The following is a 14,084-nucleotide window of genomic DNA, read 5'->3' on the forward strand; positions in this document are numbered from 1 at the left end:
CCCGCACCATCAGGTACGGGCTTTTCTTAATTTATACGTGTTTCCGTTCCTTTCCTAACATCCAGTAGGTGAATACACCTGACACACAGAAGGAAACAATTATACCCACACAGACATGCAGCAGATTCAGACTCCCTACTTCCATAAATAGCGGAAGTTCCAGTAGACTTCCGGACCCACCCAATGCAACTGCTTTGACGTACAACAGCCCGAAATACAGTCCTCCTGCAGCACCGCCCAGCAATGCCGAATAAAATGAAGCCCTCTTTCTCATATTGACCGCATACATCGCAGGCTCTGGAACACCTAATAGAGCTGTTCCTGTTGCCCAGAAAGCCAGCTTCCTGAATTCCCGCCGTTTGCTTCTCAGCCCAGTAGCCAGTGAAGCTCCTGCTTGTGCAACGAAGGCAACTAACATGACAGGGAGAATGAGGGAGTAACCATTCACCATCAATTCATTGATTATCATAGGTAAAAGCCAGTAATGTAATCCAGCGATCATCATTAGGGAATAAACCGCTCCCAGTAGCATAATGGCAACAACCGGGGCATCATTCAGTAATGAATCGACAACATCCGGTAACTGCTGATCAATCCAAGTACCGATTGGACCAAGTATGATTAGAACCAGTGGAACGAGAATCAGAAACGTCAACAATGGAGCAAGAATTCCTTTAAAGACTCTTGGGCTTATTCGCTCAACGACTCTTTCCAGATAGGACAACGCACATATCGTCAAAATCACCCAAATGGAAGCTGAAAAAAAGAACGCTTGTGACACGATGGGTACTCCCATAAAGTGAACATCCTCTTCACCTGACAATAAAGCGGTCATTTGCGGGTAGAACATTAGTCCACCAATCGCTGCGGCAACATAAACATTGCTTTTTAACCGATAGGCTGTACTGATGGCTACCAGGATGGGCAACAGATAATACACACTATCTCCAATGGATTTAAATATCAGGAATGTCTGACTGTCCATCAACGAAGAGGAATCTGTAGAACTGTAAACGTTAAATAACGTAATGATGGCTAGCACAATCTTGAGCACTGCAGCGCCCAGGATGGCGGGCATCAGAGGCCTGAACACATCGGAAATAAAATATAACAATGATTTTTTACGGGTACGCCTTATTTCTGGCAGTGCGCCCCCTTCTGCTTTCCCCACTCCCATGCCCTGTAGCGTATTATATAGTTGGGAGGATTCGTCCTCATGTGATATAGAGCAATACTCTCCTGTTATACGAATATCGACGCCAAGATCCAATACATCAGATACTGATATATCCATTCGATTGCGGTCACGCAATATCAACGTAGTGGTATCCATGTCACGCTGGACTTGACGAATATTTTCCTTTCCCCCTGCGAGTTTCAACAGTGCTTCGATTTGCTTGTCATTCATATGTACCTTCTCCTTATGCTGCGGTAAACCCGAGTTTTATGATGCGCCCTTATCTATATACACATTTCCACGAAAAAACTTCAATAGGATAAAAAAACTAATTCCCCTTTTATTTCATGGTTTTTGCGCAAGGTATAATGACCTAATTAATAGCAAACGAATGAGATTCACCAGACGCGGAGATTCTACCTATGGAGTTCATCAATTTGATAAAGTTTCACTGATTCTTAGCCGCCTGCAAGGTTATATAGACAAAGAAATCTAATATCCGAAATCTATGATCCAAGGAGCTGGTCATTTGCAATATTACAGACACAGTGCAGAGGAGACGCTTCAGGACGTTCAGAGTTCCACGGATGGGCTCACAACTGCTGAAGCTGCGAAGAGACTGGGGACGGAAGGCTATAATGAGATAAAAGGAAAAGCTGCAACACCCGTCTGGAGACTGTTTATTGAAAATTTTAAAGATCCCATGGTGATCGTGCTGCTGATCGCAGCCGCTGTTCAGATCGTCCTTGGACACCTGATCGAATCGCTAATTATTTTTCTCGTCATTCTGTTAAATGCGGTAATCAGTGTTGTACAGACCAAAAAAGCCGAAAGTTCTCTGGATGCACTCCGGCAAATGTCTGCTCCCGAAGCCAAAGTCATTCGTGACGGGCAGAAAAAAACGATTCCCGCGCGGGAACTCGTTCCCGGCGATATTGTCTTGCTGGATGCAGGGGACTATGTCCCGGCAGACGGCCGCATTTTGGAATCAGGCAGCTTGCGAATCAACGAAGGCATGCTGACAGGAGAATCCGAAGCAGCGGAGAAACACGCAGATGCCATCCCGGAAGAAGCTCCGATCGGTGACCGTCGCAATACGGCATTCAGTGGATCACTAGTGGTGTATGGTCGGGGTACGCTCGTCATTACGGGTACAGCGCTGAAAACGGAAATCGGTAAGATTGCCGAATTGATTGAAAATGCAGAAGCGAAGGAAACCCCGCTGCAACGCAAATTGGAATCGTTTAGTAAGAAGCTGGGCTTCTTTATCCTGGGCTTGTCGATCTTGATTTTTGCCATCGAAGCAGGACGTGTCTGGTTAACCGAAGGGACGGAAAATATCGGGCCATCTATTGTGAATGCTCTAATGTTCGCAGTTGCCGTCGCTGTCGCCGCCATCCCGGAAGCCCTTTCCTCCATTGTAACGATTGTATTGTCTCTGGGAACGAATAAAATGGCCAAGCAGCACGCCATCATCAGACGTCTTCCTGCCGTGGAAGCTTTGGGTTCTGCCAGCATCATCTGTACCGACAAAACAGGAACACTCACTCAAAACAAGATGACTGTGGTGGACTATTACATTCCCCATGGCACCAAAGACCAATTCCCCGCTGATCCCAAACAGTGGTCTGCAGAGGAACGCCGTTTGTTACATATTGCAGTACTCTGCAATGATTCGAATATTAATGAGGAAGGCAAGGAACTTGGTGACCCAACCGAGGTGGCGCTCATTGCCTTCAGTAACCGGGTGAACAAGGATTACAATGAAATTCGTGACCAGTTTCCGCGTGAAGCCGAGCTTCCTTTTGACTCGGATCGGAAATTGATGAGTACCGTGCATACATTTGAAGGACAGACGGCTTTGCTGACCAAAGGTGGCCCGGATGTCCTGTTCAGTCGCTGCAGTCATGTGTTTATGAACGGAGAAGTTCAGCCATTGACACCTGAGATTCGCACGCAGTTTGAAGAAAAGAATGAAGCGTTCTCCAAACGCGCCTTTCGTGTGCTGGCCTACGCCTACAAAAAGTTTGATGACAAAGATCAGCTCACGATCGAGGATGAACATGATCTAACGCTTGTTGGTCTGACAGCCATGATTGATCCACCGCGTGAAGCGGTATATGGTTCCATCGAAGAGTCCAAAAAGGCGGGCATTCGCACCATCATGATTACAGGCGACCACAAAACAACAGCCCAAGCGATCGGTGTGGATATCGGACTTGCAGGCCCTGACGATCTGGCCCTTACCGGAGCAGAGCTGGACAAACTTTCCGATGAAGAACTCGATCAGCAGCTCGAACATATCTCGGTGTATGCACGTGTATCTCCTGAAAATAAAATCCGCATCGTACGTGCGTGGCAGCGCAAAGGCAAGATTGCAGCGATGACCGGAGACGGTGTCAACGATGCACCCGCATTAAAGCAGGCTGACATCGGCGTAGCGATGGGCAGCGGGACGGATGTCGCGAAAGACGCGGCAGCCATGATTTTGACAGATGATAACTTTGTCTCCATCGTGAATGCAGTCAGTGTCGGGCGGATGGTATTTGATAATATCAAAAAAGCCATTGCGTATCTGTTTGCAGGAAACCTCGGGGCAATTATCGCCATTTTGTTTGCACTAGTGGTCGGTTGGGTCAACCCCTTCACGGCTCTCCAGCTGCTCTTCATCAATCTGGTGAATGACTCCCTGCCTGCCATTGCACTGGGTACGGAAAAAGCTGAACCGGATGTCATGCGGCGCAAACCGCGGGATATCAACGAAGGCATTTTTGCCGGCGGAACGTTGCAGGCTGTTATCACACGTGGTGTTCTGATCGGGGTGGCTGTCATCGTGTCCCAATATATTGGACTTGGGATCTCGGAGGAAATGAGTGTGGCAATGGCCTTTACAACCCTAATTCTGGCACGGAGTCTGCAAACTTTTGCAGCGCGCTCCAACACACAGACGATTTTCCAGGTCGGCTTCACCACTAACAAATATGTCCTCGGCTCCATCCTGGTTTGTCTCTGCCTGTATGGAATCACGCTGATTCCAGGGGTTCGCAGCATCTTCGCCATCCCGGCAGCCTTTGGCTGGAATGAGTTCTTCATCGCAGGAGGACTCGCTCTTGCCGCGGTCATTCTGATGGATATGATCAAATGGATTCGCAATCGTGGCACACAAGCTACCGCGTCCTAAAATGAATACATGCAAATGGTCATATGCAAAAAACGGCGTACTGGTCAGGACGTCGTTTTTGTATAGCCACTCAATGAATCCGTATGACATTATTGCCATATACATAGATTGAGCGTAAAATGGTTTATTGAATTCATAGACAGGAATGGTTACGTGAAAGATAAAATTGTAATGCCTCTCTGGACTTGCTGCCTGTTCATCGTTGTGATGAACACCACCATGTTTAACGTCTCTTTACCCGTTATTATTCATGATCTTCAGATTACATCGGACCTGGGATCCTGGGTCATTTCAAGCTACTCGATTGGTTATGCCTTGTCCACGGTGATTTACAGTCGATTGTCTGACCGTATTCCGATACGCAAACTGCTGACGGTGGGCTTGCTGATCTTAGGCTTGTCTTCATTACTCGGACTATTTGCGCACAGCTTTGCAATCCTTTTGCTGACACGCATTTTGCAATCTGCGGGTGCAGGGGTCATGGCCGGACTTGGGCTTGTCATCGCGAGCCGCTATATTCCAGTGGAGCGGCGCGGAGCTGCCATCGCACTGATCTCATCAGGCAGTGCCATGGCGTTTGGGCTTGGCCCCATTGTAGGTGGACTCATTAGTGAATACTGGGGCTGGAATGGACTTTTCGCCATTACGGTGCTTGTCCTGCTTGCACTGCCCGTACTGCTCTATTTTCTCCCGCGCGAGACGGCCAAACCAGAGAATCCTTTTGATATGATTGGTGCAGCATTAACCGTGATTAATGCAACCACCCTTCTGGTTGCCATCACTCAGCAGTCTTGGTTATGGCTGGCCATCGGTGTCATTTCACTTGTTGTGCACATTGTGTATATTCGCAGGGCGAGTCTTCCTTTTGTGAATCCACATGTATTCCGAACACCCGGGTTTACCCGGCTGCTGATCATCGGCTTCTGTGTTCTGGTCGTAAATCTGGGCAATCTGTTCCTGATGCCACTAGTGCTCGCTGATCTGTTTGGCCGTTCGTCGCTGGCTATTGGTCTGCTGATTGCTCCTGGAGCTATCGTCTCGGCATTCTGTACCCGTTTCGTAGGTCGCTGGATCGACCGGTACGGCAATATGCGTTTTCTGATGATCGGGCACATTTTGCTAGCCGCAGTCCTTGCTCTGTTCATGCTGGGTCTGAATCAGTCTGCCTTGATTATCACCGGTGGATATCTCTTCTTCTCCCCGGCACTCTCTGCCTCGATAGCTTCACTGAATAATGAAGCGTCTCGGGTGCTGCCCAAAGCGCAGATCGGTTCCGGTATGGGCTTGTTACAGTTGATCCAGTTTTTTGGCGGTTCGGTATCCGTGGCTGTCTGCGGGCTATTGCTGCACAGCATTCCGGGTGTTCGAGTAGAAGAATCCTATCATGTTGTATATGGATGTCTGCTCATAGTCTGTCTGATTTCGCTTGTCATCGTGGTCTGGCATAACAAAGCTGCACGATCAACTTCTACGGCTACAATGACTGAGACTGTATAGGTTGCAAACTAGGATGTATTCTATATATCATTTAATCAAAACATTCATGTATTCGATTGAGTAAAAGGCCCGCGTATAGCGCGAGCCTTTTGTCGTTCACGAGGATATTCAAACGGTGAATCACTCCACTGGATCACTCGGTCTGGCTTTTAAACAAGTTATAAATGCATTGAAATTGGCAGCGATCTCTCGTACATTTTCCTCCAGCAGTTGCTGGGCTTCCTCCGGCGTTTCTGATTCACTCTCAGCATCTTCGCGCACCATCGCCTCTTCATGATCCATAACCAGTACGGCAGGAGATTCTGAATTCGTTCGGTAATCCAATAAATAGTTGTTGCCGCTGCTGACACTCCAAGCAAATGGAATAATCCGGCGTGGATCGGGATTCACATCGTCAACCAGATTGATGTTATTCGCAATGAACTGATCATCGAGAGCAGAGAAGCGAATTTCCCAATCGACGACCTCTCCATTTTCAATCATATCAAATGCTTGACCTTCGGCCTGCTGTTGAAACTCCAGATATTCGTGCGGAAACACAATGCCGTAATGCTTCTGAATGTTATCGATCTGCATATTATTCACACGCTCCCTCCTGTACAGCTCTGTCATCGCACATCATTTTCCACCCAATGCTGCTTTCCAGGCTTCCTCCACCGCTACAGGAGATTTGCTGCTGCTCTCGCCGCCGCCCTCCTCCGTCCAAAGCGGTGGATAATACGCAAATACTTGTCCTGTCTGAAGCTGTCCCACGTCGTTCTGCCACCCCTTCCAACGAAAGGTCTGATAGTACTGCTCCAGATCACCATTGGCTAACCAGTTGATGAAGCCAGAATACGCCAGTTCTGTCGATTCCCATTCCAGCGTGTCAGGTGCAAAATAATATACATGTCCCGTACGGCCATACTTGCCCATATCCATTCCGAAAAATCCACCCGCAGCATCGTAGGCGACGATCATCATGCCTTCCAATGCAGGTACACACGGCTGGTCACCCACACCATTCCAACAGGTCAGACTCCCAAAGATACGGTCACCACCCGATCCAAGTAACGTAATCCAGCCATCATCCAACACAATTCCCTCTGTCTCATAGGCAACGGCTCCCAAATAGGATTTGGTGCTTACTTGGAGGTGATAGAGCGCATCCTCTCCGGCCTCCCGCTGTGCAGGAACATAAGTGTATTTATTTTGTCCATGGTCCAACAGCTCCTTGAGCTCCTCCCAAGCGTGATGTTCCCGATCCACTAATTCGCTTACGGATAATTTATGCATGATCATTTCTCCCTTCGATCTACTTTAAATCCAATAAGGCCGTAGTTGCTCCATACGTTCACACTATTCCTTTTAGGTTTCAAGCTTCACCCAGATATGCTTGTAATCGATTTTCCCCCATGCATTTAAGGCAATGCCTTCAAGCATGGGGTGATGCTGGGCTCTCTGAAGACTGTGGTACAGAAAGATGACATTCAAAGAACTTTTGAGCTTTTCCTGAATGTCCAAAAGCAGCTTCATTCGCTCGTCCGAGCTTGGTTCTCCCATGCACACTGTTAACTTGTCATCCACATATGCGATCAATTCCGGGCTGAGGTGATTACGCAGGAAACTGAAACGGGATTGATACAGCTCGAGCAGGGTCAGGTCTGCCTGCTCACCAAGTACTTCTCCAGCCATGACCAGATCGGCCCGTGCCAGCACTTTCGGGTCAGCCAAATGCTCAATCGGGAGCTTCACCACATTCAGTTGAACCCCCATCTCCTTGCATCGCCTGCTAATCCACGCGGCCGTTTTTTCATTCTCCAACCATTCATACGTGTACAGGTTCAGAGACTCCCCGCTATAACCGGATGCCTGAATCCGTTTTTTTGCTTCATCCAGATCAGAACCCGGTATATAATCCTGCTCGGCTCCACTGAGCACAAACCCCTCCGATGCACACTGCCTGATACCACCCAGTTCCTTAATCATTCGTTCTCGATCCAATCCCAGATGAATGGCCTGACGAAATAGATTATTCTGCTGAATCCCTGCTTTGTTCAGGTTAAAGGTCATATAGGTGCTGCCATTCTCCAACTGGCTGAGAGATGGTTCACTCGCAGATCCACCGCTCGCACCCGAATATAACAGCTGCATATCCCTGCTTGTCCTGTGTGATCCAGGCTGTCCTTCATAGTCCGGCCACACCCACATCTCAATCCGATCCAGATGAGGACGCCCTTCAAAGTAATGATCATTCGCCTCCAGCACAAGCAGGGATTCATTATTTTTGATTATGCGGAAAGGACCCGTGCCAATCGGCAGTGCTGAGAAATATGGAGCTTTGTCGGCCCCCCCCAAATCTTCAGGCACGATCGAACAGCGATCCGTACAAAGAAAAGCTGGAAATACCGCATTGGGCTGGGCAAAATAAAAATCAATACAATAACTCCCGTGAGTCTCTATACCTGTGATTAAAGAAAACATCCACTCCGAGGATGTCCTTCCTGACATGCGGGCAAATGTAAATCTCACATCCTGTGCAGTCATTTCCTGACCATGGTGAAACCGTACTCCCTTACGTAAGTAAAATCGCCAGCGGCATGATGATTCGTCCCATTCCCAATGATGGGCTAGTCCGGGAAGAATTCGTTTTTCCTCCGGATCGAATATGAGGAGTGTATCAAAGATCTGTCTTACCCAATGCGATTCAGTACGCCGCTGAACCCACGCGGGGTCCAGATGATGGACTGGCCTATAAAAGGGAAAACGCAGTACCTCTTGTTCCTCCCCCTCGGTGCGCAAGATGCCCAGCTGTCGTTCCAGCCAATCGGTAAAGTCATCCTTCATTCGCTGCGTCCCTGAAGAATCAATCAGACGCCATGCTTCATTCAACTGCTCATTCTCCACAAGCTGCTTCGCTTTGGCTGCAAGCAGATCGGACACCGATACGTGAAAAGACATTCGGGATACATTGCCTCGTCCACGACCGGGTATCCATGACAAATAACCGGATTCCGTCAATTTGTTCAACACAAACTGTGCATTACGCCTCGAGCAATCCAGTAGTTCAGTAACCTGCTCCATCGTGACTTCAATCATTTCCTGCTCAGCCACAGCCTCAAAGTGGGTGCGCAAGATTAGATAATGCTCTTCTGCGTCCATCTTCACTCTCCTAAAAGGCGAAATCGAATTGGTGAATGCTTCGCTTTTTCTTCCTCTTTTCCAAAAGTATAATGGACCTCATTACCACACGTAAAGAGGAGATTGCTATTCATGTCTGAAATCAACGTACACACTACACCTGTCACTACGTCCGCCCCATCCGTATGGAGAAATCCAAGCTTTATCATTCTGTTTGCTGCCAGTGGCATCATTGCTCTAGGGAATCAAATCTATGAATTGGCCCTGCCTCTTATTTTATATGAACTCACAAAGTCTCCTGTAGCGATGTCCACCATGCGTGGCATTGAATTTCTGCCGAACCTGTTTCTCGCCATGTTTATCGGTGTACTGATGGACCGGGTGCATAAGAAATGGTGGTCTATTGGCTCCATCGTGTTACAGGTTATTCTTCTGCTCGCGCTGTTTCTGTCTTTTCAATATGGTCAACCTTCCATTTATGTACTCTACGGTTGCGGCTTTATTCTGATGACACTGAGTTATGCTTTTCGCAATGCATCAGCAGGCATGGTCAAACAATCGGTGCCCACGCCACTGCTAACGTCAGCCAACGCGGCTTTGGGTTTCACCACAACGTTAATTACCATTATGGGCGCCGCCCTATCAGGAATGCTGTTGATGTTATCCAACTTGTATACGGGACTGTTAATTACCGCCATTCTGCTTGCGATATCCTGTATCATTCTATTACCACTGCACTCCGCACCTGTGTCCAGAGGAACATCTCCTCAGGGCTTCTGGGTGGACTTTAAAGAAGGCTGGATCGAGCTGCGTCGTAACCATATGTTACTGGTTATCAGCATTACGGTCATTTTTCTTAATGCGACCTCAGGTATGGTGGATGCAACCGTCATCTTTTATGCCAAAGACACTTTGCAACTGCGTAATCTAGAGCTTGGACTTGTATTATCTGCTGCCGGAGTAGGCGGTTTAATCGGCAGTCTGGTGGTAAGCTCCCTGCGCCGCAAATATTCGGCTGGTGTGCTGATTGTGGTGACCACACTGCTTCAAGGTTTCGCCTTTCTGATCCTTGGTTTGTTCCACTCCACCTACGGACTTGCAGTGGGTCTGTTTCTGTCTGGTATTTTTCAAACTATCAGCACGATCTGCATCTGGACATTCCGCCAGGAGTCCACACCACATCACATGATTGGCCGGATCAGCGGGATTACCGGATCTCTGTTCAAGCTCGGCATGCCCTTGGCTATATGGGGGAGCGGCTGGATCTCCGAGCTGTCCAATCCAGCGTTGGTGTTTGGCATAGCCGCAGCAGCGAATGTCATCATTTTTATCTGCTGCCGCTATAGTGTACTCTGGGATCGAAAAGGAACATAACTAGCAGTATCTACAAACAGGTGGCGAGATCACACTCACCACCTGTTTCTCTGTTACTCTGTTTTTTCTGCGTTCTCTACCTCTACTGAAATTCTATGAGCATTTTACACCCTATTTAACCATTCAAATCTGTTATAATCAAACTTCGTAGCTATTTATGAAGGAGGAATCATCTTGTATCGTATAACTACAATTGCACTCCTGGCCCTGATCCTGTTCGCAACGGGTTGTCAGAAGGATGACGCTTCATCTGTCCCTTCTCCCGAGTCTGTGCAGGTACCGGATACCCAGAAGATATATTACATATCACCACAAGGAAACGATTCGAACAAAGGAACCCTTCAATCTCCCTGGAAAACGTTGCAGCATGCTGCCGACCATGCTACCCCGGGAAGCACCGTTTATTTGCGTGAAGGTGTCTATCACCAAAAGGTAAAAATCACTCGTAGCGGCAATTCATCGGGCAATCCAACCCTCTTTTCCAGCTATCCACAGGAGAAGGTCATCATTGATGGTGAAGGTCTGTCGGTACGCGGCATAGAGGGTTTGATTGAAGTTGACAATGCCAGCTATATTACGATTCAAAATCTCGAGATCCGCAACTTTACAACCTCATTTCGGGGACAAGTGCCTACTGGAATATATGTTCACGGGGCAGGAGAGCACATTCAACTCCTGGGCAACACGGTTCATTCCATTGCCAATGATGCTAAACCTTCAGGACCGGATTTACAGGGCAGGGACGCCCATGGAATTGCGATTTATGGTACGGAGCATCCCCAAGCATTGCGGGATATTATCATCAAGGATAATGAGCTGTATGATCTCGTGCTCGGTTCAAGTGAATCACTCGCAGTCAACGGGAATGTGGATACGTTTGCCATACTGGACAATACGATCCATGATACCGACAACATCGGCATTGATCTGATCGGATATGAAGGAACTTCGGAGGACGACACTTACGATCAGGCGCGAAACGGGATTGTACGGGGAAACGAGGTCTATAATATCTCTTCCAATCTTAATCCGTCTTATGGAACAAACCTCCCCAATGACAGCAATTCTGCCGGGGGAATCTATGTCGATGGAGGCAAAAATCATATCATCGACCACAATCGGGTATACCGTAACGATATCGGCATCGAGATTGCTTCGGAGCATGCCGGGCGTTCAACCAGTCACATTACGTTGCAGGATAATCTGATTTTTCATAACAGGCTTACAGGCATCGCCATGGGCGGCTATGATGAGGAACGCGGCGCTACCGAAGACAGTACGGTTATGTACAATACGTTAGTGGAGAACGACCTGCTGGATGCAGGTAATGGGCAGCTATTCCTGCAAGCTCGAACGAAGAACAATACATTCAAGCGGAACATTCTCGTATCGGGCAGCGCTGAAGTGCTCATTTACAATGAATACACCAGTAATTCGGGGAATGTGTTTGATTATAACGTGTACTACTCCCCTGCACTACAAGAAGAGGCGCTGTGGGTCTGGAAAAACACAGAGTATTCCGGCTTCACCTCCTACATGGAGGAATCAGGAAATGACGAACATTCATTGTATGTGAACCCCCAATTTGTGAATGAGGCCAACGAAGACTTCACTCTCCAAGCTGGTTCTTTCGCCGAAGGATATGGCTACCTTGCACCGCGATAATGAATACGGAGGAAGAAAAAAACCAATTCAACCCGTTTCACACAAAATAAAAGAGCTTGCGTCTAAGGGCATTTCCCTTATGATGCAGGCTCCTTAATGTTTTCCTGTTTAACTATATAACCCAGCCTTTAATTTCTTACAAGCTCTGCAGCATGGGTCACCCGATTTCTCCCGCCCGTTTTGGAGGCATAGAGCGCCTTGTCCGCTTTTTGAAACAAAGACTGATCTGTATCCTCCTGCGAAACCGTAGCCGCGCCAATACTCACTGTAATGTTATACTCGCCCCAATCGGCAGAGGCGACCTGTGAACGATATCTCTCCGCTGTAGCCGCAGCTTGCTCTCGATCACAATCCGCAAGAATAATGACAAATTCCTCGCCGCCATAACGCGCCACCACGTCCGTGCTCCGTGACACCGATTGCAGCAGGCCTGCCAGATTGCCCAGCACCAGATCTCCAATTGGATGTCCATACGTATCATTAATATTTTTGAAATGATCAATATCAACGACGAGAAGGGAGAAAACATACTGAGTTTCCCGGAAGAGTCCGAGGCTTTCAAGCATTTTATCCTGAAAAAACCTGCGGTTCTTGAGTCCGGTAAGCAGATCCGTCGAAGCCAGCGTCTCCAACTGATCATTTACCTTGATTAGCGCCTGCTGCTTCACCTTATATTCTTCGTGCAGTCGTTCAAGCTCTTTGTTCGCCTCATTTGTAGCTTGATACAGTTCCTGAAGTTTGGTTTTGGTATTCATAATATCCTTTTCATGCTCAATTCGTTTGCGCATTACAACTACGACACAGTCGATGACACTTTCTCCATTGCGAGTCTGGCGAACCCCGTTCAGAAGAACCGGAACATCCTGCTGATCACTGGTGCGGAATGAGAAGTACATCTCGTCCACATGTCCATATAACTGAATATAGGGGTAGAAGTACGTATGAAAAAACAGCTTGTTAGTCACCGACATGGTGGACTCGATATGCCGGCCCAACATCTCATTGCGTTCATACCCCAGCATGGTCAGCAGGGTTTGATTAGCCGTTTTTATGATGCCAGCGTCAGAAATGGAGAAGTATCCACAGGGTGCCATATCTAATTGTATATCCATGGATGAACTGCCTTTCTTCCGAGTTTTATGCAATCGTTAAATAATTCTTGATTAATCGGATCGTTTCTTCCGGTTGACTGAGATGCGGGTAATGCCCTTTCGCAGTCATCTGCTGAAGCCTGCTGTTTTTCAGATGAGCATGCAGGTAATTTCCTACTTCAACCGGAGCAATGCTATCATCGGAGCACTGGAGAATCAATGTCGGTACCGACGCCTGATCCAGATCGACACGACAGTCGGATAAAAACGTTACTTCTGCAAATTGTCTCGCAATGTGCGGATCTCTCGAACAGAAGCTCTTTTCCAACTCTTCCGCCAGATCTTTCCGTTCCGGGTTCTGCATCACGATTGGAGCAAGATAACTCGCCCAACCAATAAAGTTCATCTGCATCATATCCAGCAACTCATCAATGTCACGTCGATCGAAACCCCCATAATAACTCGGTAAATCATTTACATAACGAGGCGAAGGCCCCAGCATGACGATTTGCCTGAAATAGGTGGGTTCATGAATGGAAGCGAGCATACCAATCATGCTGCTGACCGAGTGTCCAACAAATATAACATCTCTCAAGTTGAGCGCTTCCATAATTTCCAGTACATCCTGGGCATATCCTTGAAGATTGCTGTATTTGTCTGCATCATAATAGTTAATTTGAGATTCACCCGAGCCTACATAATCAAATAAAACAACCCGGTAGTTCTCCGTAAAACTCGGTACAATATAGCGCCACATATCCTGATCACACCCAAACCCATGTGCAAACATAATCGTTTGGCTGCCTGTTCCCAGCACATTCACATTGTTACGCACGAGGACGTCAATCGTCATCCAAATCACCTCTCTGAGGTCGTATTCTTTTGCTTTGATCCATCTGGTTATTATATCGGAAATATTTGGGTTATGGATAGAAATATTAATTTTCATTACTTTGGATACATAAATCATCATGCACAC

General features: G+C 47.6%; 10 protein-coding genes. 4 read left to right on the forward strand and 6 right to left on the reverse strand.

Annotated features, from left to right (window positions below; all coding sequences use genetic code 11):
- Positions 1–31: 31 nt before the first annotated feature.
- Entirely contained in the window at positions 32–1,408 is a 1,377-nt protein-coding gene (locus BMY78_RS23010) for a PTS sugar transporter subunit IIC (RefSeq protein WP_090903719.1), read from the reverse strand.
- A gap of 298 nt (positions 1,409–1,706) precedes the next feature.
- On the opposite strand from BMY78_RS23010, the gene BMY78_RS23015 reads away from it, so the two are divergent.
- Positions 1,707–4,358, forward strand: coding sequence for a cation-translocating P-type ATPase (locus tag BMY78_RS23015; protein WP_090903720.1), 2,652 nt, complete (start codon positions 1,707–1,709; stop codon positions 4,356–4,358).
- A 153-nt stretch (positions 4,359–4,511) separates the two neighbouring features.
- Entirely contained in the window at positions 4,512–5,855 is a 1,344-nt protein-coding gene (locus tag BMY78_RS23020; RefSeq protein ID WP_090903721.1) for an MFS transporter, read from the forward strand.
- Between the two features lie 120 nt (positions 5,856–5,975).
- Here BMY78_RS23020 and BMY78_RS23025 read toward each other — a convergent pair whose 3' ends face one another.
- From BMY78_RS23025 to BMY78_RS23035, 3 genes are all read right to left on the reverse strand, one after another.
- Positions 5,976–6,431 carry an SMI1/KNR4 family protein gene (locus BMY78_RS23025; RefSeq protein ID WP_090903998.1) on the reverse strand — a complete coding sequence of 152 codons (456 nt, stop codon included), beginning with the start codon at positions 6,429–6,431 and terminating at the stop codon, positions 5,976–5,978.
- A gap of 42 nt (positions 6,432–6,473) precedes the next feature.
- Complete coding sequence (locus BMY78_RS23030) at positions 6,474–7,130, reverse strand: DUF2625 family protein (protein WP_090903722.1); 657 nt, start codon at positions 7,128–7,130, stop codon at positions 6,474–6,476.
- 72 nt (positions 7,131–7,202) lie between these two features.
- Positions 7,203–8,996, reverse strand: a complete 1,794-nt coding sequence (locus BMY78_RS23035; protein WP_090903723.1) for an SgrR family transcriptional regulator — start codon at positions 8,994–8,996, stop codon at positions 7,203–7,205.
- 111 nt (positions 8,997–9,107) lie between these two features.
- On the opposite strand from BMY78_RS23035, the gene BMY78_RS23040 reads away from it, so the two are divergent.
- Both BMY78_RS23040 and BMY78_RS23045 read left to right on the forward strand, forming a co-directional pair.
- The gene (locus tag BMY78_RS23040; protein WP_090903724.1) at positions 9,108–10,349 is read left to right on the forward strand and encodes an MFS transporter; all 1,242 of its coding nucleotides are present in this window, start codon (positions 9,108–9,110) and stop codon (positions 10,347–10,349) included.
- Between the two features lie 174 nt (positions 10,350–10,523).
- Positions 10,524–12,014, forward strand: coding sequence for a right-handed parallel beta-helix repeat-containing protein (locus BMY78_RS23045; protein ID WP_090903725.1), 1,491 nt, complete (start codon positions 10,524–10,526; stop codon positions 12,012–12,014).
- Positions 12,015–12,142: 128 nt separating this feature from the next.
- Here BMY78_RS23045 and BMY78_RS23050 read toward each other — a convergent pair whose 3' ends face one another.
- A complete protein-coding gene (locus BMY78_RS23050; RefSeq protein WP_090903726.1) occupies positions 12,143–13,126 on the reverse strand; it encodes a sensor domain-containing diguanylate cyclase in 984 nt (327 codons plus the stop codon).
- A 25-nt stretch (positions 13,127–13,151) separates the two neighbouring features.
- A complete protein-coding gene (locus BMY78_RS23055; RefSeq protein ID WP_090903999.1) occupies positions 13,152–13,958 on the reverse strand; it encodes an alpha/beta fold hydrolase in 807 nt (268 codons plus the stop codon).
- Between the last annotated feature and the right edge of the window lie 126 nt (positions 13,959–14,084).

The organism is Paenibacillus sp. OK076 (assembly GCF_900110055.1).
GTDB lineage: Bacteria > Bacillota > Bacilli > Paenibacillales > Paenibacillaceae > Paenibacillus.